The sequence below is a fragment of the Dolichospermum sp. FACHB-1250 genome (genome assembly GCF_014696335.1).
In the GTDB taxonomy this organism is placed as follows: Bacteria; Cyanobacteriota; Cyanobacteriia; order Cyanobacteriales; family Nostocaceae; genus Dolichospermum; species Dolichospermum planctonicum.
On record NZ_JACJPZ010000005.1, the window covers coordinates 96613 to 121920 of the forward strand.

General features: G+C 36.7%; 22 protein-coding genes and 2 pseudogenes. All 24 read left to right on the forward strand.

Annotation, left to right across the window (positions count from 1 at the left end; all coding sequences use genetic code 11):
- Positions 1-207: 207 nt before the first annotated feature.
- Positions 208-573, forward strand: a pseudogene (locus tag H6F39_RS21075) (hypothetical protein); the annotation flags it as partial.
- A gap of 135 nt (positions 574-708) precedes the next feature.
- Positions 709-858 (forward strand): annotated as a pseudogene (locus H6F39_RS21080) (DapH/DapD/GlmU-related protein); the annotation flags it as partial.
- A gap of 10 nt (positions 859-868) precedes the next feature.
- The gene (locus tag H6F39_RS03130; RefSeq protein ID WP_190396202.1) at positions 869-1771 is read left to right on the forward strand and encodes a methyltransferase domain-containing protein; all 903 of its coding nucleotides are present in this window, start codon (positions 869-871) and stop codon (positions 1769-1771) included.
- Positions 1772-1792: 21 nt separating this feature from the next.
- Complete coding sequence (locus H6F39_RS03135; RefSeq protein WP_190396203.1) at positions 1793-2644, forward strand: class I SAM-dependent methyltransferase; 852 nt, start codon at positions 1793-1795, stop codon at positions 2642-2644.
- Positions 2641-3573 (forward strand): NAD(P)-dependent oxidoreductase, encoded by a 933-nt coding sequence (locus H6F39_RS03140; RefSeq protein ID WP_190396204.1) that lies wholly within the window; start codon positions 2641-2643, stop codon positions 3571-3573. Before H6F39_RS03135 ends, H6F39_RS03140 begins: the two co-directional genes overlap by 4 nt.
- The gene (locus tag H6F39_RS03145) at positions 3570-4766 is read left to right on the forward strand and encodes a glycosyltransferase (protein WP_190396205.1); all 1197 of its coding nucleotides are present in this window, start codon (positions 3570-3572) and stop codon (positions 4764-4766) included. Before H6F39_RS03140 ends, H6F39_RS03145 begins: the two co-directional genes overlap by 4 nt.
- Positions 4767-5417: 651 nt before the next feature.
- On the forward strand, positions 5418-6572 hold the full coding sequence (locus H6F39_RS03150) for a hypothetical protein (RefSeq protein ID WP_190396206.1): 1155 nt from the start codon (positions 5418-5420) through the stop codon (positions 6570-6572).
- Positions 6573-6641: 69 nt separating this feature from the next.
- Complete coding sequence (locus H6F39_RS03155) at positions 6642-7988, forward strand: glycosyltransferase family 4 protein (RefSeq protein ID WP_190396207.1); 1347 nt, start codon at positions 6642-6644, stop codon at positions 7986-7988.
- Positions 7985-8956, forward strand: coding sequence for a glycosyltransferase family A protein (locus H6F39_RS03160; protein ID WP_190396208.1), 972 nt, complete (start codon positions 7985-7987; stop codon positions 8954-8956). Before H6F39_RS03155 ends, H6F39_RS03160 begins: the two co-directional genes overlap by 4 nt.
- Before the next feature lie 7 nt (positions 8957-8963).
- Complete coding sequence (locus H6F39_RS03165; protein ID WP_190396209.1) at positions 8964-9923, forward strand: glycosyltransferase family A protein; 960 nt, start codon at positions 8964-8966, stop codon at positions 9921-9923.
- Between the two features lie 249 nt (positions 9924-10172).
- Complete coding sequence (locus tag H6F39_RS03170) at positions 10173-11150, forward strand: glycosyltransferase (RefSeq protein WP_190396210.1); 978 nt, start codon at positions 10173-10175, stop codon at positions 11148-11150.
- A gap of 47 nt (positions 11151-11197) precedes the next feature.
- Positions 11198-11437 (forward strand): AbrB/MazE/SpoVT family DNA-binding domain-containing protein, encoded by a 240-nt coding sequence (locus H6F39_RS03175; protein ID WP_190396211.1) that lies wholly within the window; start codon positions 11198-11200, stop codon positions 11435-11437.
- Positions 11438-11568: 131 nt separating this feature from the next.
- Positions 11569-12798, forward strand: coding sequence for a glycosyltransferase (locus H6F39_RS03180; protein WP_190396212.1), 1230 nt, complete (start codon positions 11569-11571; stop codon positions 12796-12798).
- 225 nt (positions 12799-13023) lie between these two features.
- Complete coding sequence (locus H6F39_RS03185; RefSeq protein ID WP_190372074.1) at positions 13024-13902, forward strand: Rpn family recombination-promoting nuclease/putative transposase; 879 nt, start codon at positions 13024-13026, stop codon at positions 13900-13902.
- A 183-nt stretch (positions 13903-14085) separates the two neighbouring features.
- Entirely contained in the window at positions 14086-14619 is a 534-nt protein-coding gene (locus H6F39_RS03190) for a glycosyltransferase (protein WP_190396213.1), read from the forward strand.
- Between the two features lie 178 nt (positions 14620-14797).
- Entirely contained in the window at positions 14798-15712 is a 915-nt protein-coding gene (locus tag H6F39_RS03195; RefSeq protein ID WP_190396214.1) for a DUF4351 domain-containing protein, read from the forward strand.
- Between the two features lie 53 nt (positions 15713-15765).
- Positions 15766-16476, forward strand: a complete 711-nt coding sequence (locus tag H6F39_RS03200) for an FkbM family methyltransferase (RefSeq protein ID WP_190396215.1) — start codon at positions 15766-15768, stop codon at positions 16474-16476.
- Between the two features lie 37 nt (positions 16477-16513).
- Positions 16514-16690: a hypothetical protein gene (locus tag H6F39_RS03205; protein ID WP_190396216.1), complete on the forward strand. Its 177-nt coding sequence runs from the start codon at positions 16514-16516 to the stop codon at positions 16688-16690.
- Positions 16687-17586: an acyltransferase gene (locus tag H6F39_RS03210; RefSeq protein ID WP_190396217.1), complete on the forward strand. Its 900-nt coding sequence runs from the start codon at positions 16687-16689 to the stop codon at positions 17584-17586. Before H6F39_RS03205 ends, H6F39_RS03210 begins: the two co-directional genes overlap by 4 nt.
- Entirely contained in the window at positions 17583-18611 is a 1029-nt protein-coding gene (locus tag H6F39_RS03215) for a glycosyltransferase (RefSeq protein ID WP_137909500.1), read from the forward strand. The genes H6F39_RS03210 and H6F39_RS03215 overlap by 4 nt, the downstream gene beginning before the upstream one ends.
- 784 nt (positions 18612-19395) lie before the next feature.
- The gene (locus H6F39_RS03220) at positions 19396-20706 is read left to right on the forward strand and encodes a hypothetical protein (RefSeq protein ID WP_190396218.1); all 1311 of its coding nucleotides are present in this window, start codon (positions 19396-19398) and stop codon (positions 20704-20706) included.
- Between the two features lie 664 nt (positions 20707-21370).
- A complete protein-coding gene (locus tag H6F39_RS03225) occupies positions 21371-22729 on the forward strand; it encodes a hypothetical protein (RefSeq protein WP_190396219.1) in 1359 nt (452 codons plus the stop codon).
- A 27-nt stretch (positions 22730-22756) separates the two neighbouring features.
- The gene (locus H6F39_RS03230; RefSeq protein WP_137909497.1) at positions 22757-23935 is read left to right on the forward strand and encodes a glycosyltransferase family 4 protein; all 1179 of its coding nucleotides are present in this window, start codon (positions 22757-22759) and stop codon (positions 23933-23935) included.
- Positions 23936-23940: 5 nt separating this feature from the next.
- On the forward strand, positions 23941-25101 hold the full coding sequence (locus H6F39_RS03235) for a glycosyltransferase (RefSeq protein ID WP_190396220.1): 1161 nt from the start codon (positions 23941-23943) through the stop codon (positions 25099-25101).
- Positions 25102-25308 lie beyond the last annotated feature (207 nt).

Sequence of the window (25308 nt, forward strand, 5' to 3'; positions counted from 1 at the left end):
TTTATTCATTGCTAAAAACTTTCATTCTAACAATATCACAGCAGATAACTTTGTTATGAGATACAGTCTAATATTCTTGATTTTTGATTTCTACTTTATATCTGAAAATAAAGTGCATCTCATTACATAGGAAATTGCTATAAATTCATAAAATACTTGTTACGACAGGATAAATTCAGTATTTAAGTACATCATAAAGGTATTTGCATGAAACCCTTTGTTAAAGAGTTATCTCCTCCTATTCTATGGCAAAATTTAAAAAATAAAATACGTTATAAAATATACAAGAAGTTGACTGCAATTATTAATTATGGAGAAGTCTTAGAAAGAGAAAATAGTTTCAGGCAATTTGCATCTTTAGATTTTAACGTAACTCTACTACCTTGTGCAAAAGTTGAAAATTTTTCTGGTGATCCTAGTTTAATTGTTATTAAAGCAAATTCAACAATTAGAGGTCAGTTATTAGTTTTTCCCCATCAAGGTCGAATATCAATTGGTCAAGACTGTTACCTTGGAGAAGGATCTAGAATTTGGTCTGCCGATTCAATTATCATAGGAAATCGGGTTTATATTTCACATAATGTCAATATTCACGACACAAATTCACACTCCACTGATCCAGAATTGAGATATCAACATTATATTCATATAATGTCTCATGGACATCCAGTATCAAATGATTTTGATATTGTATCCCAACCAATTTATATAGAAGATGATTCATGGATAGGATTTAACTCTACAGTTCTTAAAGGTGTAAAAATTGGTAGAGGTGCTATCATAGCTGCTGGTAGTGTCGTTACTAAAGATGTACCTCCATTTGTAATAGTTGCTGGCAATCCAGCTAAAATTATTAAGGAATTAAATTATGAATATCAAGCATCAAATAAAGAAAGTCTATAATCAATTTTCAGAAAAACGCTCTTCTGATAATCGTCAGAAACGAATAGATTTATATATCAAAAATGGTCGAAAACCTTGGTCAACTGGATACTCAGAATTCAAGGAAGATTTTATAAAACAATCCATTAACGAAGAAGGTTTAATAGAAACATTTAGAAAAAATCTAGCACTCCCAGAAGGTTATGGTAAGTTTTTAGATGAAAGAGTAGTGGAATATCCTTGGTTAATTTCTCGTATTGCCGCTAGTCAAGGAAAACTTCTAGATGCAGGTTCAACTCTAAATTATGACTTCATTCTAGGTCATCCACATTTTAATAGAAAAGAAATCTCCATTATGACACTAGAGCCAGAAGCCAATTGTTTTTGGAAAAATAGAATCTCATATCAATTTGGAGATTTGCGTGATATTCCTTACAAAAATGATTGTTTTGATGAAGTAGTATCCATATCAACAATTGAACACATTGGTATGGATAATTCAATTTATTCATCTAAAGATGAATTTAAACAACATAACAATCTAGATTTACTGAAAGCTGTATCTGAAATAAAGCGAGTAACAAAATCAGGAGGAAGAGTTTACATTACAGTTCCTTACGGACGATATACAGATTTTGGCTGGTATCAGCAATTTAACGCTGATTTGATTGATAAAATAATTGATGTTTTTGCTCCTATCAAATTGATAGAAACCTATTACTGTTATGAATCAGGAGGTTGGAAAATAAGTGATAAGCAGTATTGTGAAAAATTTGAAGGTTTTAATATTCATGATACGAAATACTTTAATCCTAATAGTACAAAGGATTATGATCCTGATTATGCTGCCTGTAGTCGAGGGATCGCGGCTTTGGAATTGTGGAAATAGATTATAATAATAGGCTTAATAATGAACTCAACTTTTAAATATTCTTGGGAAGAAGCAGTTAAATCCTTAAGAAATCAGCCTGAGCAAAAAGAACTAGTTCAATATTGCTATTATGATGACCCACTGGAATCTGCGGCTGAACGCTTTGCTCAAAGTGAAGAATGGTTTGCTGTAACTCAACTATTGAAACAAAAAATCCCTGGTCAAGTTTTAGATATAGGAGCAGGAAGAGGAATTTCTAGTTATGCCTTTGCAAAAGCTGGATGTTCTGTCACGTCCTTAGAACCAGATTCTAGTGACTTAGTAGGTGCTGGAACTATTCGCAATTTATTTAAAAATACAGGTTTGCCTATTCAAATTGTACAAGAATGGGGAGAAACATTACCATTTACTAATAATACATTTGATATTGTTTATGGTAGAGCAGTATTACATCATGCCAAGGATTTAAAACAACTGTGTCAAGAAGCAGCAAGAGTTTTGAAACCTGGTGGTTATTTTATTGCTACTCGTGAACATATTATTTCTCGAAAAGATGACCTACAAAAATTTTTAGATTCCCATCCTCTGCATCATCTTTATGGTGGAGAAAATGCTTATCTTTTAGAAGAATATACAGATGCCATTCGTTCATCAGGATTGCAAATAATTCGCTCTTTTAATCCTTTAGAAAGCGTCATCAATTATTTTCCGATGAGCAAATCTCAGTATCAAAACCAGGTAAAAAACTCTTTATCTCGGCGGTTTGGAGAAACATTAGCTAATAAATTGGCTATGTTGGAAAAAGTACAAGCATTGTATAGCTGGTATATTTCTAGAAAATTAAATACTCCTGGTCGTTTATATTCATTTTTAGCCGTCAAGCCATCATGAATAGCAACAAAATTGCTTTAATTACAGGGGTTACTGGTTTTCTTGGTCGCTATATTGCCCGTTATTTTTCAGAACAAGGATGGTCAGTTATCGGTATTGGTACATCTCCACCTGAAAATGCACCATTAGCTAACTTAACCAAATACCATTGCCTGAGATTACCTGATTCGGCTTTACATAGCATTTTACAAGATCATCCTCCCTCAATTTGTATTCATTGTGCGGGACGTGCTTCTGTTCCCTTATCCGTCTCTGAACCTGTCTCAGACTTTTATACAAATTCAGTAATTACCTTTGAACTGCTTAATGCAATACGTCTCCATTCTCCTAAATGCAAATTTATCTTTCTTTCCAGTGCAGCAGTATATGGTAATCCCCAATGTTTACCTGTAACTGAAACACAAACAGTTAATCCTATCTCACCCTACGGTTTTCATAAACTAATGTGTGAACAAATGTGTCTCGAATTTACAAAGGTTTATGGGTTACAAACAGCTAGTGTGAGAATATTTTCTGCTTATGGTCCTGGTTTACGTCGTCAAGTGGTCTGGGACATTTGCCAAAAAGCAATAACTCAAGGTTCTTTGTTATTACAAGGTACAGGAGAAGAAAGCCGTGATTTTATCCATGCTTTAGACATTGCCAAAGCATTAAGCATTATTCTAGAATCTGCACCAATGGCAGGAGAAGTATATAATCTAGGTACAGGCAGAGAGGTAAAAATTTCTGAACTGGCAACAATGGTGTTAAATTCATTAGAGCAAAATTTTACACCAGAATTTAATGGAGTTGTACCTCCTGGTAATCCTCTTAATTGGCAAGCTGATATTTCTCAATTAAAATCTATTGGCTTTACTCCTACAGTTGAACTAGAACGGGGAGTTAAAACTTTTGTAAACTGGTGTCGTGCTGAATTGGTAGGTGTATGAAAAAATTATTTAAAATTGGTTTGATAATGCAAGGTGGTACTGGTTGGATAGGTGGTACCGAATATATAAAAAATATTATATTGGCACTATCAAGTCTTCCAAATGAAGAACGGGAAACTTTTGAAATTTGCTTATTATATAATCAAGATATTGCCCCTGATATTCAAAATCAATTAAAGCCTTATTTAAATGCCGCCTACAAGCTAGAGAATGAATTAGAACAGATAAATTTTGTTGGTCGCTTGAAATGGAAAATAAGAAGAGTTTTATTTAAGCAAACAGATCCTCGTTTTTCAGATTTCTTAAATAAGAACAAATTCAATTTCATCTATCCTTATCTAATACCTAAAAACGAAAAATTATTATATCAAGGATGCCCTTGGATATATGATTTTCAACATAAATATTTACCTGATTTATTCACAAAATCAGATGTAGAAGGACGTGACAGAGGATTCGCCCAAATAGCTGATTTGAGTTCAAGAGTAGTATTGAGTAGTAAGACAGCAGCAGCCGATTTTCAAAAGTTCTTTCCAGATTCCAAATGTCAAACAGAAGTTTTACAGTTTAGAACCTCTTTACCTAGTAATTGGTATGAATTAAATACTGTAGCAATACAGCAAAAATACAATTTACCAGAACGATTCTTTTTAATTAGTAATCAGTTCTGGCAGCACAAAAATCATTTAATTGTATTAGAATCTTTAAAAATCCTACAAAAAAGTTCTATTTATCCGGTAATTGTATGCACAGGGCATATTTATGATCATCGCAAACCAGATTATATAGATATAATTCTGCAAGCTATTCATACTTATGGACTAGCAAATCAGGTTTACCTACTAGGTTTAATTCCTAGAATTGATCAAATTCAACTGATGCGTCATTCCCTAGCCGTAATTCAGCCTTCGTTATTTGAAGGTTGGAGTACGGTTGTAGAAGATGCTCGTTGTCTTGGTAAGAAAATGATTTTATCTGATTTTCCAGTTCACTTAGAGCAAGATCCACCAGGAAGTGTATTTTTTGAGCGAAACTCTCCACAGCAACTAGCTGATTTAATTGGGGAATGGTGGGAAAAACTACCTGCTGGAGTAAATTTAGAAGAGGAAAGTTTAGCTCAACAGAGAAATAAAGAAGATGTGAAAAAATTCGGATACCGTTTTTTGGAAATTGCTAGAAATAGTCAGAAGTGAAAATGAGTGAAAATTGGCGAGCGAACTGCTTGCAGCAGCGTTTCGCTATCGCCCTTAAAGAATATACTTTAGAACTACAAGCAATAAGATATATAAAACTATACCAACAGGTCAGGCGATCGCTTCGGTTGCAGTAGGCATCGCAACTGGGTATATAATGTGATTATAGCATCTATATCAACCAGTACAGGCGAACTGCTTGCAGCAGCGCTTCGCTATCGCTCAAAGACTTGAAAACCATCCTCGAATATTCATTTAGTCTATCAAATACCCTTTTGTCGTCTAGGGTGGCGGCAATTGAGATATACTTTGTTGATATTGAAAGCGATCGCTAATTTATGAAATCTCAAATTGGTCGTTGTTTATTATAAGATAAACAATTAAGGGGAAAAAATGAGCGAAAATTGTTGAGCGAACTGCTTGCAGCAGCGTTTCGCTATCGCCCTTAAAGAATATAGTTGAGAACTACAAGCAAAACGGTATATTGAACTATATCAACAGGTATTGGCATAAAATGTGTCTACGAGCGATCGCAGTTAAAAAAATATGGTTCTACCGCTCCCTTTATGGAGAAAATTGATATATTTACCTTTGAATAGTATCCTGTTTCTCAACTCACATAAGGCGTAATTTGCTAAAAACTAATATCCCATGAATAATAATCACATTCTTTTCATTGGTGGATTTCCACCCAAGCAAGGTGTAGGCAGTCCAATAATTATTGATCGTCATTTAAAAAGACTGTCAAACACACATGAGATTTCTATAGTTGCACCAGAACAAACATTTATTAACATTGATTTTCCTGAAGCTTGGCGGCTAATCCGTATGCCAAAGAGAAGATGGTGGTGGTTGCCCTATCGTTACACAGTACCTCTGTTACAGAAAGTTAGATTTTGGTATTGGAGAACAGAATGTGAGAAAATTTTACGACATGAACGACCATCAGTAATCTTGACAGTATTACAGGATAAATACTCAGTCTTTTCTGCTTATTTGTCAAAGTCTTGGCAAATTCCATTAATTACTATTCTGCATGATCAAGAAGAACTATGGGCTAAATCCGATCAAGAATATAATTGGATTAAAGAAAATTGGAAATTTGTTATTAATCAATCAACCAAAGTATTACCTGTATCAATAGAATTATCTGGAGTGTATTGTACTAACAATCCTAGCAAAGTTTTTAAATTAATGCCAATTCCTGAAGGTGGTTTTAAAGACTTCATTAAATGGAAAGATGAATTTAAAATCTCGCCAACTATAGCTTACGCAGGTAGTATATATCCGAGCCAAATTTCTTGCTTTAAAAAAATTGCTACGGTTATATCTAAGATCAATGGAAAATTTTTATTAGTCACAGATGCAAAGAAATCAGAGGTGTTAGAACTATTAAACAGCCATTCTAATATTGAACATCAAGAACCTTTTCCAGAAAATATAGATGTTATAAATTATCTAGCCAACAATGCTAGCTGTATAATAGTTTCATATCCTTTAGATTTGCATATACATCCTTGGGCTATTACCTGTTTCCCAAGCAAGCTTGTTGAATTTTGTCATTTAGGACTACCTATCTTGATTATTGCCCCAACCACCACATCTCTAGGTAAATGGAGCCTAGAACATAATTGGCTAAGCTATCTTAGCAATATGGATGACGACAAATTATTACTAACTTTATCTAATATGACAGAAAAGCAGAAATGGCTACAAATGGCAAGCCAGTCTATTACTGTTGCACAAAGTGAGTTTAATCCTGAATATATCCAAGCACAGTTTGAATCTGCGATTTCTATTGGATAAGTATTGATTAAGTTCGCTTTCTTGAAAATTTCGTGGGTTCTAAAAAATTGCAAAGTGCTATAAATATTAATGAAATTACTTTTTGTTGTTCCTGAATATCCCCCACATTATGGAGGAGGAATTGCTTCTTTTTATCAAAACTTACTGCCTAATCTTGCTCAAGCACAACATAAAATTACGGTTTTAGTGGGCAGTGCTTTTACATCAACACTGCCAGATTATCAACAAGACGGTATTCAAGTTAAGTTTTTAGATACAGACCTAGTTAATACTTGTCTAAAAAAATTTGATCGCTACAGGGCAATTCCCGAACTACAGAGACATCTTGCAGCAGTATGGGCGGCGTGGGAGCAAGTCAAGGGCGGTGACGGCTATGATTTAGTTGAAGTAACTGATTGGGGAATGCTATTTGCACCTTGGATTATATCCCCCAATAGTCCGCCTACTGTCGTCCAACTTCATGCCAGTATCGGGCAGATAGATTTTTATGACCCGCAGATCGATAGTCAATTGCAAGGAAATTTTGTGAGATTGCTAGAAGCAGGATTATTATCGTGTGCCGATGAGTTGCAAACGTATAGTCAATCAAACGCAAAAGCTTGGCAGCAGCTAACAAACCGCGATGTTCGTCATATTCCACCATCTCTAACACTTCATATAGCGCGAACGACCCAAAATTATCATCAATCTGATTCGATCAATGGTCTAGTAGTAGGACGGATTCAATATTGGAAAGGCGTAACAGTTCTTTGCGAAGCCTTGAGATTGTTGGGAGATCGAGCGCCAAATATTGACTGGATTGGACGCGATACGGTTTATCGCGATTCAAAAAGCTTGATGTCCAACCATTTAGTTCAAAACTACGGAGATATTTGGCGGAATAAAATCCTGCCACTTGGCACATTTTCACCAGAAATAACTCGCCAATATCAAGCACAAGCAAAGTTTATTCTTGTGCCTTCTACTTGGGATGTCTTTAACTATACTTGTGTAGAAGGAATGGCTCAGGGAAAAGTTGTACTTTGTTCGGAAGGGGCAGGAGCCGCAGGTTTAATTCGTAATGGAATAAATGGCTTAACTTTTAAGGCAAACGATCCGCAGAGTTTAGCTACTTGTATAGAAACTGTAATGAGTTGGAGTGCAAGTAAATTAGACGAAGTTGGTTCAATGGCAAAGGAAACTATAAATGAAGAGCTTGCTCCTGAATTAATTGCCCAAAAACGAATAGAAGCCTACAAGGATTTGATCAACCGAGGAAAATATCCCGTTAAACCTAATCAATGGTTAGTTGATGCCGTTTCACCACAAAAAAAACTAGATAAACCACTAGCTTTTTTAGATCGATTGCCTTTACGTGAGTTAATAGACTATACAATTAATCGCAGTCTTAAAAAATTCTTGAAAACAATGTCATGAGTTATCCTTCATTAGCACTGTGTATTCCCGCTTACAATGCTGCCAAGTATTTACCTCGTTTACTTGAATCTGCCATGTCGCAACAAATCCCATTTGATGAGATTTGGGTTTATGACGATTGTAGTACTGATGAGACTGGGCAAGTTGCTGCTAAGTATGGAGCTAAAGTAGTTAGAGGCGATATTAACCGTGGATGTTCTTACGGCAAGAATGCATTAGCAGAAAAAACAAGTTGTGAATGGATACATTTCCATGATGCAGACGATCTACTAATGCCAAACTTTACAACAATTGCCCATCAGTGGATGGAACGACTGGATGCTCCTGATACGGTTTTATTTGCCTTTGAATACCGAGATGGAGAGACAAATACACTTTATAGTATCGGAAAGTTTGACGATGAGGCTTTACAACGAGATCCTATTGCTTACACAATACTTCATCAAATTAACCCTTTCTGCGGACTGTATCGACGGGTAAAATTTTTAGAGGTTGAGGGCTACGATCTCGATCCTAATGTGCTTTATAATGAGGATGTTGCTTTTCATGTGAGGGCGGCTCGACGAGGTATGACATTTAGAGCCGAACCAACTGTCTCTATTATTAATTACCAATATTCAAACTCCATGTCTCAAGCTAACTTGAGCAAATGTATTACTGCCCATATTTGTGTGCTTGAAAAAGCAGCTTTAGAATCGCATTCGCAATACCATCAATTAATTGCAGAAAAGCTCTGGACTGCGGCGGGGGTTGCGGGTTCTTATCTCGCTTGGGATGTTGCCGATAAAGCCGCAAATCTTGCAGTCAAGTTAGGTGGAAGAAAAGGTGCGGCTAATAATAGCTATTGGTTTAGAACATTTGCTTTAATTAATCCACCTCTAGCTTTACGTGTTCGCGAGTTACTAATACGCTTTTTGCGCCCACAACTAAGACAGGAAAGTAAATATCAGCCTAACCGCAAAAATTAGAATTACGATGAACTCATCTTTAGTTTCTATTTTAATTCCAGCTTACAACGCTGCACCATACATAGCAGAAACATTGGATTCGGCTCTGGCACAGACTTGGCAGAATATAGAAATTGTAGTTGTTGATGATGGCTCAACAGATAATACTTTAGCGATCGCCAAAACCTACGAATCAAAGAGAGTCAAGGTAATTAGTCAAGAAAATAAAGGTGCTAGTACAGCTAGGAATAGAGCTTTAAAAGCAGCCCAAGGAGACTTTATTCAATATTTAGATGCTGATGATTTGCTTGCACCGGATAAAATTGAGCGTCAAATTAAGCTTATCGAACAAGGATATGAAGAGTATATTATTGCGGGGGAATGGGGACGATTTTACACTTCTCCGCTAGAAGCGAACTTTATAAAAGAAAAAGTTTGGCAGGACATGACTCCTGTAAAATGGCTAGTTTGCTCTTGGGAAGGTGGTGGTATGATGCATCCTGCGGCTTGGCTTGTACCTCGAAATATTTCTGACTCTGCTGGTGTGTGGAATGAGAACGTATCATTGAATGATGATGGTGAATACTTTTGTCGCGTTATTCTCGCTAGTCAAGGCGTTAAGTTTTGTACAGGTACTAAATCTTACTATCGGTCAGGTATTTTTGGCAATTTAAGCGGTTCAAAATCTCGGAAGGCATGGGAATCTGCTTTTTTATCAGCAGAGTTATGTACAAATAATTTATTATCTGTTGAAAATAACGATCGGACTCGTTATGCTTGTGCTTGTTATTGGCAACGTTTTGTTTTTATGGCATACCCACAAGCTCAAGATCTCATCCAAAATGCTGAAAAAAATGTTCGTTCTTTAGGAGGGTGTGACTTAAAACCGGAAGGAGGAATTATGTTTAAAGTTTTGCGTGAGGTTTTGGGGTGGAAAATAGCAATGCAGTTGCAAAAGCGAAAAAGACTGAGGACAAAAAATGGTTAAATGGTTAACCGATATTTCTTCAGTTAGAACAAATAGAACTAGCATAAGAATTGCTAAACTATAAGTAGGTTGACGGAAAACATTCAAGTCATTGAGGATAGATGATCACAGAGCCTTTGGTTACGAAAAATCTAATAAGTATTTAATTAATTTTGCAGTAGATGAACTCTTGAATCCAATTCATCTTTTCTACGAAGAACCAGATCCCGATCGCTGGTTTCTCTTTGATCGTTATCCCCGCCAAATTCTATGAATCCAATTCATCTTTTCTACGAAGAACCAGATCCCGATCGCTGGTTTCTCTTTGATCGTTATCCCCGCCAAATTCTACGCCGTTTAGTGCGAGGTAAACCGAGACCGGGAGGACAAACGAGGGTTTTTTTAAACCTTTGTGCCGGTTTAGATAAACTTAGTATTTCTTATAGAGTTAATGACTACCGCTACATTCAGAAGCATCCAGAGGAAGTTGCCTGTATTATTGGCAAACCCCAAGTTCTAGACAAAATTCAGTGGAAAAACCCGATTTTATTTGGTGCAGCCGTTTTTTCTCACCCTGACGACGACCCGAATTTATTTGATCGCTTACCCATTCGCAAAATACTAGTTCCAGGGGAATGGATGCGGCAAATGTGTGAACCTTACTATGGCGATCGCGTGATTACTTGGCCAGTTGGTATTGCTACCGATGAATGGATACCTGCATCTAGCAAGGATAAAGATATTGACTTCTTAATATATGATAAGGTGCGATGGGATCATGAACATTATGAACAAGAATTGATTAACCCTATCCATTCTTGTTTGCAATCTCAAGGTTTTACTGTGGCCACTATTCGCTATGGTTTCTACAAAGAAGAAGAATTTCGATCTCTTCTTGACCGATGTAAAGCTATGATTTTCCTTTGTGAACATGAAACCCAAGGAATTGCTTACCAGCAGGCTCTTTCCTGCGGTGTGCCTATTTTGGCATGGGATCGGGGTGGTTTCTGGCAAGATCCTGCTTACTTTCCTCATCAAGTTAAGTTTGAACCTGTTAGTTCAGTTCCATACTGGGGCGATCGCTGTGGTGTAAAGTTCAAAAATATGAGTGAGTTTCCCGCTAAGTTAGCTGAACTTGAGGATAAGCTGAATTCTGAATACTTTGCTGCTCGTGATTATATTTTAGAAAATCTCACTTTGGAAAAATGCGCTCAAAATTATCTTGATATTTTATTTAGTCAGCAATAAACTTGCATAGGATATACTATGTGTATCTTCAAGCTAAGATGCTAACTATGAAATCGCAAATTGGTCGCTGGGGTAATTCTTTAGCCTTGAGAATCCCAAAATATATTGCAGATGAGTTGGCTTTATCGATCAATGATGAAGTTTACTGCCGTATTGAGAAAGGGCAGCTTATAGTAAAGCTTGTTCAAAAGTTCCCAAAATACACACTCTCACAACTCCTTAGTCAAGAGTTAGAGCCTGAATCTGAGATTGACTGGGGCAAACCAATGGGTCATGAAGAATGGTAGATTACATTCCCTGTCATGGGGATTTTATGCTGCAATTATACAACGCCAAATTTCTGAACGTAACCTTATGATTACAACTCCAATTCGTCCAATCAGTAGTTAGTTGCAAATGTCCTCACAGGAATAACCAGATGGCAAAAATCCTGATTCTAATTGGCGCTCATCTATGCACGGCTCCTCGTCCTCAAAAAGAAGCTGAAACATTGGCAAATGCTGGACATGATGTCACTATCGGTGGTTTTTGGTTTGATCCAGATTTAGTAGAACGCGATCGCCTATTGATGAGTCATAAAAAATGGCAATTTCTGCCGATTATTGACTTTCAACCCCATCGAAAAATTAACAATTGGTCAGTTCGATGGCGATCGCGCATTGCCAAAGAAAAATTTCAGCGATTGGGAATTTTCTCACCCGAACTATTAGGTTATGGGGTAAAAGAAATGCTAAAAACAGCCCAGAACTTCAAAGCTGATTTAACTATTGTCCATGCGGAGGCAGGTCTCTGGGTCGGTAGTCAATTACTAGATGAAGGATTGAGGGTTGGGGTGGACTTTGAGGATTGGTTTTCTGAAGACCTTTTACCAGAGGCTCGTGCTAATCGTCCTATTGAGAAACTAAAATCTTTAGAAAGTAGGCTAATTAATGAATGTAGCTATTGTATTACCACTTCTCATGTTATGGCTAAAGCCTTAGCTCAAGCCTACCAGTCTCAAGTTCCCACAGTAATTTACAATACATTTCCTTGGCATGAGCGATCGCAGCTAGATGGCAAAATAGGCGATCGCCAAAACTTAGACTTACCATCAATTCATTGGTTTTCCCAAACTATTGGACAAGGTAGAGGTTTGGAAATTCTTTTTCAAGCATTGCCACATATTAATCAACCAATTGAAATCCATTTGCGCGGTAACTACCCTGAAAGTTCTCGTCAATGGTTAGAGCCACAAATTCCTCAAGAATGGCGCGATCGGCTATTTATCCATGCCACCGTTCCCAATCATGAATTACTGTCTCGAATATCTGAACACGATATTGGCTTGGCTTTAGAAATTCCTTACTGCCTTAATAAGCAGTTCACTACGAGCAATAAGATATTTCAATATTTACAGGCAGGACTAGCAGTAATAGCCACTAACACAGAAGGTCAAAGCGAGATATTAAATGAGTATCCTGAAGCTGGTCAAATAATTGCTAGTCATGATGCGATCGCCTTAGCATCAGCCATAAATAACTTGGTTAATGATCCTCAAAAATTAGCTGCCACTAAAAAAACTGCTTTGTTAGCTGCTGAAGATCAATTAAACTGGGAGAACCAAGAGAGTATAATATTAAGATTAGCCACACAAGCAATTAGTAGATAAAAAACAGAATTTGGTTGTGTCTCTATGTTTATTAAAGTTTTTTAAATAAAAAATCAGACAATCCCTGGTTTTTCCATTAGCGAGGAATGCGACCTGCTTGCAGCAGTATAGAACTATACCAATAATTCCGGCGATCGCTGCCCTTGGAGTAAGCATTGCCACTGAGTATATAATGTAATTGAAGTCCAAAATCAACTCAACTCTTAATACTTAAATTATAAAAACTTGAAAACAGATAGTCTATTTTACCGATTATTCCAAACATTTCCGCCACTACTGTTTGATCTGCTGAAATTTACCCCTGTTAACAGTAATTACAAATTCAAGTCAGTAGAAATAAAACAAACAGCCTTTCGTCTGGACGGAGTATTTTCACCACCGGAAAACGACGACAATTCCCCTCTATTTTTTGTAGAAGTCCAATTTCAAACAGATAAACTATTTTATCACCGCTTTTTTAGCGAAATATTCCTTTACCTGCGTCAATTTGACCCCCCCAACCCCTGGCAAGGAGTAGTTATTTATCCCAATCGTCAAACAGAAACAGGAAAAACCTGCCACTATGACTTTTTATTGGCAAGTTCCAGAGTCCACCGTATATACTTAGATGAATTAGAACCTCCAGCAAATGCCCCCATTAGTCTGAAGTTGTTAAAACTGATTGTTACTCCTGCGGATAAAAGTGCAGTTTTAGCAGAAGAAATTGCCAAGGAAACCTATGGAGAAATAACTCAAAGACCATTGCAATTACAACTGATTGATTTGCTAGAGACTATCATGGTTTATAAACTGCCTATTTTAAGTAGAGAGGAAATACAGCAGATGATAGGAATAACAGACATAGACCTCAAACAAACCCGTTTTTATCAGGATGTCTTTGCTGAAGGACAACAGGAAGGAAAACAAGAAGGAAAGCAAGAAGGAAAACAAGAAGAGGGAGTGAGTATAGTTCTGCGTCTTCTAAAACGGCAATTTGGTTCTTTAGATTCCGCCATTGAAACTCGAATTCAGGGTTTGAAACTAAGTGTAATTGAAATGTTGGTTGATCAATTACTTGATTTTACGGATATTTCTGAGTTAAAAACCTGGTTAGAAGACCACTAAATTTTCGCCTTTAATCTATCCCCTAAGGCCAACTTATAATCGCCTGAGATATACTTTGTTGATATCGCTTGAAAGCGATCGCTAATTTATGAAATCTCAAATTAGTTGTTGGGGAAATTCTCAGTCGTTGAAAATCCCTATATATCATAATCATAGATACTGAATTCAAACAATTTGGTCAAAATGGCAAAAATCCTGATTCTAATTGGCGCTCATCTATGCACGGCTCCTCGTCCTCAAAAAGAAGCTGAAACATTGGCAAATGCTGGACATGATGTCACTATCGGTGGTTTTTGGTTTGATCCAGATTTAGTAGAACGCGATCGGCTATTTATCCATGCCACCGTTCCCAATCATGAATTACTGTCTCGAATATCTGAACACAATATTGGCTTGGCTTTAGAGGTAAATAATATACCTAGTAGAAATCTCAGGATTACTAATAAGATATTTCAATATTTACAAGCAGGACTAGCAGTAATAGCCACTAACACAGAAGGTCAAAGCGAGATATTAAATGAGTATCCTGAAGCTGGTCAAATAATTGCTAGTCATGATGCGATCGCCTTAGCATCAGCCATAAATAACTTGGTTAATGATCCTCAAAAATTAGCTGCCACTAAAAAAACTGCTTTGTTAGCTGCTGAAGATCAATTAAACTGGGAGAACCAAGAGAGTATAATATTAAGATTAGCCGCAAAAGCAATTAGTAGATAAAAAACAGAATTTGGTTGTGTCTCTATGTTTATTAAAGTTTTTTAAATAAAAAATCAGACAATCCCTGGTTTTTCCATTAGCGAGGAATGCGACCTGCTTGCAGCAGCGCTTCGCTATCGCCACAACAAGCTTGACACATTAAAACCTCAATTTTTATTATTTTACCCACATAAAACCAGTGGTAAAAAAAGCAGATATAGGCAGTAAAAGATTAATCAGTCTGGCACCTAATACATGGGTACAGTGGATTACCCAACGTTCCCATCTGGAAGTACAAGACATCCTCAACACAGAATTTCAGTGGATAGAGAGAGAAAGTGACGTTTTACTCAAAGTGTACAGCCCAGAAATAGGAGAATTTTTACTACTTAACGAACTACAACTGCGTTACAACCAGAGAATGCCCCGGCGACTGCGAGCTTACACAGCCCTAGCAGAAGAGCGTTACAACTTAAAAGTATACCCAGTTCTCATTAACATCCTCCCCCAAAGCACTAAACAAATAATCCCCAATCGCTATGAATCAGAGATATTAGGGATAAAGGCTTATCAAGATTATCAAGTTATCAACCTGTGGGAAGTAGATGTTAACCTAGTGTTTGAGCAAAAAATATCTACCCTATTGCCCTTTGTGCCAATTCTCCAGGGTGGGAACAGTGAAAATAACCTCCGTCTTGCAGTAAGAGAACTGCGGAAAGATGAACAGCTAAAAGACCTAGAGCCGTTATTATCATTCTTTGCTAGTTTTGTTTTAGATATTCCCTTAATTCAACAAATCATGAGGTGGGATATGACAGTGTTAAAAGAATCACCGTGGTATGAAGAAATTCTGAAGGAAGGATTACAGCAAGGAGAACAACAAGGATTGCAACAAGGATTGCAACAAGGATTGCAACAAGGATTGCAACAAGGATTACAACAAGGGGAGTCCGCCCTTGTCTTGCGTCAACTGACTAAGAGGTTTGGGGAAATAGAATTTTCTATCACACAGAAAATCCAGAAGTTACCAACTTCTAAGTTAGAAATTTTGGGAGAAAGTTTATTAGATTTTTCTCAGTTACAAGACCTGATAGACTGGTTAGAAGTTCATTAAACTGTGATCTGCCCGTGAAATTGCTCTGTCACTAAAATTTGGTATATTTTTTTATGTTTTTCAAGCAAAAAATCAAAGCATATCTGACAAGAAAGCTAGGAGTCCCAGAAATACCTCTGGCTATTGAGAGACTGGCTAATTCAAACTTCAATCCCACTCAAATCTTTGATGTTGGTGCGTATAAAGGAGATTTTGCTGATTTATGTCTTAAGTATTTTCCAGAATCCAAAGTAGCTTGTTTTGAAGTCTTGGAACATAGAGTAGACCAATTAAACCTATTAGCATCTCAAAATTCTTCTGTACAAGTATTCTCAACATTACTAGGTTCAGAAATTCAAGCCAAAGTACAGTTTAATCAAGCCGAAACAGCTTCTTCGGTACTAGTTGAACAAATTCCCCAAAACTTTCCAGTTAGATCTTATCCGATGACAACTGTAGACGAAATAGTTCACAAGCATTTTGGTGGAATAAGTCCTGAATTTTTGAAACTAGATGTACAGGGATATGAGTTGGAAGTACTCAAAGGCGCAGAAAAATCATTGCCAGGAATACAGGTTATTTTGGCAGAAGTTAATCTGCTTGATATCCATCAAAATGTACCTTTGCTCTCGGAATTGATTAGGTGGCTCGATAAAAAAGATTGGGTTGCTTACGATATTTGTGGGTTAACGCGCCGTCCGCTCGATCAAGCTCTTTGGCAAGCTGATTTTATTTTTGTTCCTCGTAACAGTACATTGAGGACAGATAAACGCTGGGGTGCTTGAGAAGTGGATTCATTTCTGTTACAAGGAATTAAATTTTATGCCCTCATGGAATCCTCAATATAAAACCTTAGACCACTGGCGGGGCGTTGCAGCTTTATGGGTGATGATTTTTCATGGTTTTGGAACTGTGTACAATAAACCTCTTCACCCATTGGTTGAGCTAGTAAAATCAGTAGCAGCACCGGGTTGGTTAGGAGTACACCTTTTTTTGTGATTAGTGGCTATTGTATCGCCGCTAATGTCTATAAATTAATCCTTAAGCAAGGTAGCAGTTGGGATTTTTTGAAAAATAGATTCTGGCGGTTAATGCCCACTTATTGGCTGGCATTTATAGTCACTTTAATACTAAATTTAGTATCTTCTCCATTTAACAAAACTAACTTGTGGGAATCTTTCCCTTTATCTCTCCAGTCTTGGGTAGGTAATTTATTTTTAATCGAGCCTTATCTTGATGTTCCGTTCTATGTTGTAGTTTACTGGTCACTTGTAATTGAATTAGGTTTTTATTTAATAACTGCTGGTCTGTTAGCAATTAGAAATAAGATAAATCAAAACTTAGCTTTATTCATAGCCCTCAGCTTAGGATTAGTTTCTGTTTTTATTTCTACTGATCCCCGATTAGGCTTATTTAGAAATTATGGTGAGTTTCTTTGTGGATCGCTTGTATTTATTGCTCTTTTAACAAATGCTTCAAGTCGAATTTATCAACGTAATTTATGTTTAATGCTTATCCCAGTTTTGGGTTGTTTGGGTCAATATATGAATGTTGTACATAATCAGCAAAATCAACTATTATTTAGTAGTATTTTTGCGATGATTATTTATTTTCTCTACAAATTAGATAAATATATTGATTCTTTGGATTTCATGAAATGGCTCAAGTTTATAGGCATAATATCGTATTCCCTCTATTTGCTCCATGTTCCATTTGGGGGAAGAGTAATTAATCTAGGTTCAAGATTTGTGCCGATTGAAAGTCCAATGATGCTAATGTTGCAAATGCTTGGTTGGTTAGTAGCAATTAGTGTAAGTTTCATATTTTATCAATTAATTGAAAAGCCTTTAAATGACTGGAGACATCAAATAACAGCCAATAAACCAGTGTTATGAAAATATTACTCACCGCTGATCCTGAATTACCAGTACCGCCAAAACTCTATGGTGGTATTGAACGGATTGTTGATTTATTAGTTGCAGGGCTGCAAAATCGCGGTCATGAAGTGGCTCTTGTCGCTCATCCTGAATCAACATCATCTGTATCTAAATTGTTTCCTTGGGGAGGAATGCGATCGCAAAACAAGCTCGACACATTACAAAATATGATCACCCTATGGTCAGCAGTCAAGTCATTTAAACCTGATGTTGTCCATAGTTTTTCGCGCATTTTCTATATGCTGCCAATTCTGCGATCGCCTTTACCCAAAATTATGTCTTATCAGCGCCGGCCAAGCGATCGCACTGTCAAACTAGCCGCGCAAATTGCGGGTAAATCTCTCACTTTTACAGGTTGCAGTGATAGTATTTGCAAAATCGGGCGCAATGCAGGCGGAACTTGGCAAACAATTTATAACTGTGTTGAACCGGAGAAATACACATTTCAAGGAAAGGTAGATGCGGATGCACCCTTAGTTTTTTTAAGCCGGATTGAGCGGATTAAAGGTGCGCATACAGCAATTGCGATCGCCAAAAAATGCGATAAAAAACTCATCATTGCAGGTAACTATAGCCAAACCGGTGAGGAGGGAAAGTATTGGCGAAAAGAAATAGAGCCACAGCTAGGAAAAAATAGAATTGAATACATAGGAACAGTCAATGATGAGCAGAAAAATAATTTATTAGGTCAAGCCTCAGCTATGCTTGTTCCCATAGAATGGGATGAGCCTTTTGGCATTGTCTTTGCTGAAGCTTTAGCCTGTGGTACTCCCGTAATCTCTTGTCCAAGAGGCTCATTGCCGGAAATTGTGCGAGAAGGAGTTGATGGTTATTTGATCACTTCCATTGATGACGCAGTTAATAAAGTGCATCAGTTAGATCAGATTGATCGTCATGATTGTCGTCAACGAGCGATAGAATACTTTTCATCTGATGTAATTGTTGAGCAATATCAACAACTTTACATGAGCAAATTCTTGTGAATTTGAGGTTTAAGACAAAATCATATATGTTTTAAGTCTGCACATTGACTAATAATTTGCTCATAGTTAAGTAGGATTGTAAATTTTCTGCGTGTCGTTAAAATTTTGTTTAGTAGTTGTTACTAAACAACAACAACCGTTAAAATTTTTTGGCGTTGCTGAATTGGGGTATGAAATTAAAAAATCAAAAAAATGAAACTTATTAGCTTTTTTAGGATTATTTGCTTTAATTCGGATGCTTCCTTATTTTTCAGAATTATCAAAAGGCGGTGCTTTTGCGATGATTGCAGTAGCTCAATAACAAAGACTTAAAGGCGTTGCTGATTTTAGGAATGAAAATACAGCAAGTAGCTTTGAGTGAGGTACACTTTGTGCGGGCAAGACTTGTACTGAGTTTGCCGAAGTATGCCCGCACCACAAGAGTTTTATTATTAATATCTGTACTTCATAAAATCGGAAACTGCTGTAATTATCGCGCAAAATTTTAACGGCTGATTCTGTACTCGCTGTTATATGAGAAACAGTTGATCCCGAAATTGAGAACACCCTAGGAGAATCTGGCTTTCAATCTGCTAGTTAGGATCCATTTAAGAGAGAATTAAAGACTTCAGCACATAATCATTTAAGTAATAACTATTTATGGATTCGGAATTTATCTCTAAAATTACAGATCGGGTTAAAACTGCTCCCTAATATCAAGTATTAGGAGTTGATTTTTGATGTTATCATATAATCAACTTTTTTTAGTTTTATATTAGCTATTTATATACTTATAAGTAATTAAATGAATCATCGAGTTCTTATTGTTAGCCCCCATTTCCCACCAATTAACGCTGCGGATCATCAGCGCATTAGAATGGCACTGCCATACTTTGAAGAATTTGGATGGGATGTAACTGTTCTATGTATCGAACCTGATTTTATCGAAGGAATATATGATCCCAACCTGAATTTGACGGTTCCAGCAAACATTGAAGTTATTCGAGCATCGGCTATTTCTCCGAAACTATCTAGAAAATTAAAGCTGGGAAATTTAGGTTTTAGAAGCATACCTTTTTTGATAAAAGCAACAGCTAAATATTTTGAAAAAAATTATTTTGATTTAGTTTATTTCTCAAATACAGTTTTTTTGACCATGCCCCTTGGTCGCTACTGGCTAGAGAAATATAAAATTCCTTATATTTTAGACTTTCAAGATCCTTGGTTAAGTGATTATTATGATCGCACTCAAAACACTCCCCCTGGTGGCAAACTAAAATATGCAGTCGCCCAGTCTTTTGCTAAGATTTTAGAACCCTTGACTTTGGCTAAAGCCTGTCATATAACCAGTGTTTCACCAGAATATCCCAAAGTATTAATGCAGCGATATTCCTGGCTAAAAAAAGAGCAGTTTTCTGTTCTCCCCTTCGGCGCACCTGAGAAAGATTTTGAAATATTACCTAAACTGAATATCCAACAGAAAATATTTGATCCCAATGATGGTTATCAACATTGGGTTTATGTGGGTAGAGGTGGTAAAGATATGGCTTTGAGCCTGAATGTCTTTTTCTTAGCAATTCAAAAACATCGTCAGCACAATCCCGAAATTTGGCAAAAAATTAAAATTCATTTTGTTGGCACGAAATATTCAATTTTTGACAACAATAAGGAAATAGAGGCGATCGCCAAATCCTATAATTTAGACGATATAATCACTGAATATCCACAACGTATCCCTTACTTTGAAGCCTTGCAAGTTTTAAAAGATAGTCATGGGATTTTAATAATTGGTTCTGATGATCCCAGTTATTCTGCATCTAAAGTCTATCCATGTATCCTTGCTCAGAAGCCCATCTTAGCAATTTTGCACGAACAGAGTCTTGTCGTTAATGTAATTAAAGAATGTCAAGCGGGCTATACCGTAACTTTTACTAATTTAACCAATATAGAAATTTATGATATCCTTAGACAAGGAATAGAATGGTTACTTAATTCTCTAGTCTACGGACTTTCAGAAACAACAGATTGGCAAGCATTTGAGCCTTATACCGCTAGACAAATGACACGGACTTTGTGTAAAATTTTTGATCAGTCAGCTAATCCAAAATCAAGGTAAAACCTAAAATATGCAAAAAAAAATTGTGATTTATGCAAAACTGGACTAGAACTTTCTGAGTGTCAGTAACTCAGCCCTAAAGGGACTGAGCTTGTAAGAAATTGCCAGCTGTACTGACCAGTCTAAGTCTTCACTGACTACGTTTTTTGAGTCACGACACCCCGGAATGCGTAGCTAGTTCCCTGCTCTGTCATTTGCAATTAAACAGTTTTAAAGTCCCTGAAACAGTGTTGCAAGTTTAAAAAGCTCTTAAAACATTGACGAAGCTAACATTACCCCAGAAATGGGAGGCTCTTCGGAGCAACACATTATGCGTACAGAGTTGGGAATTTTGAATCGGTAATTGTCCCGTTGAAAGTACATTACAAAAGTACACCGAATTTACCAACTCCAAGGCGGTAATGAAAAAATATTCAAGGCGGTTAAAACCGCACGAGTCGTTTCCCTCTCAGCACTGAAGTGACTGAGTTTCCCACTTACCGGGTATTTTTATGAACTCAGTAACATTGAAACCTATATTTTTACAAAAGCTATAAATTAAATTTTGTAATGCGGGACGTACGTAAAAAAAATAATGTCACATTACTCTCTAAACAATAGACCTTTGCTAAGGCCAAAATCAGATAAAATATCTGTAACTAAAATACTTTGGGTAATTTGTCTGGTGCTGGCTTTTATTGGGCTAAGTACACCTAATCCCAGCGAAACATTTTTAGGATGCCTAATTTGGCCAGTCTTGTTTTCATTGCTTTGGCGACCTGGTGAACCACCTGCATTATTATTTGCAGCCAGCTTTCAAAGCCTTCAAGTATTTGTCCCTGTGATTACTGCTAATTTAGCAGGAGAAACTCTAAAGCAGAATTTTGGTCAAGAACTAAGTTTAGCATTTTATTTAGGTATCCTATCTATGCTGGCACTCGCCTATGGTATGAAGCAGGCTGTTGGCGCTTCTCCTGTAATTAGCTTCATAGATCAAGAAAAAAGTGCATCAGAATTAAAAGTTTCTAGGTTAGCAATAGCATATTTAGGGACATTCGTATTTTCTTCATTAATAACTTCTCTAGCATTTGGAGACCCTGCTTTTACCCAACTTTTGCTATCTTTGGGGTCTTTGCGCTGGTTGGTTATTTTTTTGATTCTCTGGAATGGATTTCGTGATCCTAAATTTGGCTTATTATCTTTAAGCATTCTTATTCTTGAAATTATCATTGGGATGACTGGGTTTTTTAGCGGATTTAAGCAAGTCCTTTTTGTAATGTTGGTTGTATATGGGGCGACAAGTTTTAAAGTTAAGCAATTACTACGCCCCCAAGTTTTAATATTGATGGTGCTATTACTGTTATTAACAACTTACTGGCAAAGTGTTAAGGGAGGTTATCGTAACTATGTTAACCAAGGAACTCAAACTCAAACCGTGAGGGTTTCTTTGGCTGATAGATTAAATTATCATACTAATGAATTTAGTAAAATCAGCGATAAAGACCTTGAAGACGGATTTAATTCATTATTATCCCGTTTGGGATACCTTCAATTTTTCGCAGGTAGCATTAGAACTGTACCTAATGCTGTTCCTTATCAAAATGGCAAACTATGGTCGGAGGCAATATTTACTTTAATTCCCCGCGCTCTTTTTCCTGATAAGCCAATACTTGACGATTCCAAACGCACAAATGAATTTTCGGGTATTCAAGTGAGTGGTGCTGACAAAGGTACTTCCGTTAGTATTGGCTATGTGGGTGAGAGTTACATTGATTTTGGTGTTCCATTCATGTTTGCACCAATTTTCGCCCTGGGCTATTTTTGGGGTTGGCTTTACCGATTTATAACTAATTTAGGATCAATTCCTTTGCTAGGATTAGCAGCAGCAACAACTATTTTATTGAACTCAGCAGTTTTTTTTGAGTCTTCTAATGTTAAAGTACTTCCTTCAGGAGTAATTTTATTATTAGTTTATTCCATGGCTCTTCGTCTTTTTGGAAAAAACATTTGGTTATGGCTAACGTGTAAATCTGAGTTGAATTAACTTTGCTGAGGTAGTTAAAATTAGTCAATGACAAATTTAGCAATTATTGCATCTCATCCAATTCAGTATTACGCGCCGCTTTTTCGGTGTCTGGCTGAAGACTGTAATTTTAATATTAAAGTATTCTATTTATGGGATTTTGGCATTACAAATCAGATTGATCCAGGATTTAAGCAATCGTTAAAATGGGATATTCCATTACTAGATGGCTATGATTTTGAATTTGTGCCTAATATTAGTAAAGATCGAGGCACTCATCATATCTTTGGCTTGCAAAATCCCAGCCTGACTCAGCAAGTTTTAGCATTTAAACCAGATGCTATATTCCTGACAGTCTCCTATAACTACGCAAGTATTTATAGGTTTCTTTGGCAGATGAAAAATATCAATATTCCCATAATATTTCGTGGTGATTCCCATCGAATTCAGGCGAAAAATGATTTTAAAAGTCAGCTAAAAAAGCTATTTATTGCCAAAATTTTCCAAAATTTTGCGGCTTGTTTATATGTTGGTAAAGCCAATTATGAATACTTTAAATATCATTCTGTATTAGAGAGTAAATTATTCTTCGCTCCCCATGCTATTGATAATCACCGGTTTTCTGCCATGACTAATGAGCTATCTAGTCAAGCAAAAACTTGGCAACGGGAATTAGGTATCCCTCTCCAAAATCAGGTAATCCTTTTTGCTGGCAAATTTGAACATAAAAAGCGTCCTTTGGATTTAATTCAGGCTTTTATTAATGCACAATTAAAATCAGTCTCTTTGCTATTAGTTGGGTCGGGAAATTTAGACGCACAAATGCGAGAGTTAGCCAAGCAGAATGATCAAATCTACTTTGCCCCATTTCAAAATCAATCCCTAATGCCGCGTACTTATGCTAGTTGTGATGTTTTTGTTTTGCCTAGTTATGGTAGTGGTGAAACATGGGGGTTAGCAATTAATGAAGCGATGTGTATGGGATGTGCTGTAATTGTTAGCAGTCATGTTGGTTGTGCGGCTGATTTGGTTAAACAGAGAAAGAATGGTTTGATTTTTGAAGCAGGAAATGTAGAGGCTCTTACTGCTAGTCTTAAAGAGGCTATGGCTGATCATTGTCGCTTGAAACAATGGGGAGAAGAAAGTAAAATCATTGTCAGAGATTACTGTTATGATCGCATAATTGCAGGCTTAAAGGAAGCCTTGGCAGCGATATGTAATAAATAAAACCCATGAATAAGAATAAGAATAAGAATAATCTTCACCTCTGGTTTCCCAACATATTTGAATTTACAGGTGGCATTCAAACATATTGTGGTTTTTTATTGTCAGCCATTCAAAATATCTACCCTGATACTCACTATGACATCTTTATTAAGCATGACAGAAATGCCTCACCCAACTTCTCAACCCTAGCCCCTACTAGGTTTCACTTTGCTGGATCTATACCATTACCACTGAGAACAGCTGCATTTGCAGCCCAGTTAATTGGTTGGGGAATCTGGAAGCACCCAAATCTAATCATTACTGGCCACCTGAATTTTACCGTGGCAGCCTACTGGCTAAAACGATTGACAAATGTCCCTTATTGCACTGTTGCCCATGGTATCGAAGCCTGGAATATCAAAAACCCAGCTTTGCAAACAGCTTTACATCATGCAGACCTGATTTTAGCAGTTAGTGGCTATACCCGCGATCGCCTGATTAAAGAACAAAACCTTGACCCGAATAAAATTGGTATCTTACCAAACACTTTTGATTTCAATCGCTTTCAACTAGTCCCCAAACCTGCTTATTTATTAGAAAAATATGGACTAAGGCGCGAACAACCTATAGTATTAACTGTAGCTCGACTAGCGGAAGTTGAACGCTATAAGGGTTATGACCAAGTTCTCAAAGCACTTCCTCAAATTCGTCAGCAAATTCCCGATGTTCACTACATTATTGTGGGTAAAGGAAATGACCAGACTAGAATTGAGCAGTTAATTACCCAATTCGGATTACAAGATTGTGTAACTCTAGCTGGATTTATTCCTGATCAACAACTGTGTGATTACTACAATCTCTGTGATGTTTTTGCTATGCCGAGTAAAAGAGAAGGATTTGGTATTGTCTACTTAGAAGCCCTAGCGTGTGGTAAACCTGTTTTGGGTGGTAATCAAGATGGTGCTACGGACGCGCTTTGTCATGGTAAACTAGGGGCATTGGTAAATCCTGATGATGTAGATGAAATTGCTCAAACTATTATTCAAATTTTACAAAGTACATATCCTAATCCTTTAATGTATCAACCCGAATCCTTGCGTCAACAGGTTATTGATACCTTTGGTTTTGAGCAGTTTCAGAAAACTTTGGCTGGATATTTGCACCGATCATTGAATCCAGGGAATTGAATTAACTAGCTGTGATGTTATCATAGAGAAATATCTATTTAGTTCATAGTTAAATCCAATAACTAAATTCCAGTTTTATACCAATTTAAGATTATACAGCAGTTTCCGAAGTTATGAGGTACAGTTAGTAATAATAAAGATAATACTGTCATGAAAGCATATTCAGTGGATCTCCGAGAAAAAATAGTTGCAGCCCATATTGAGGAA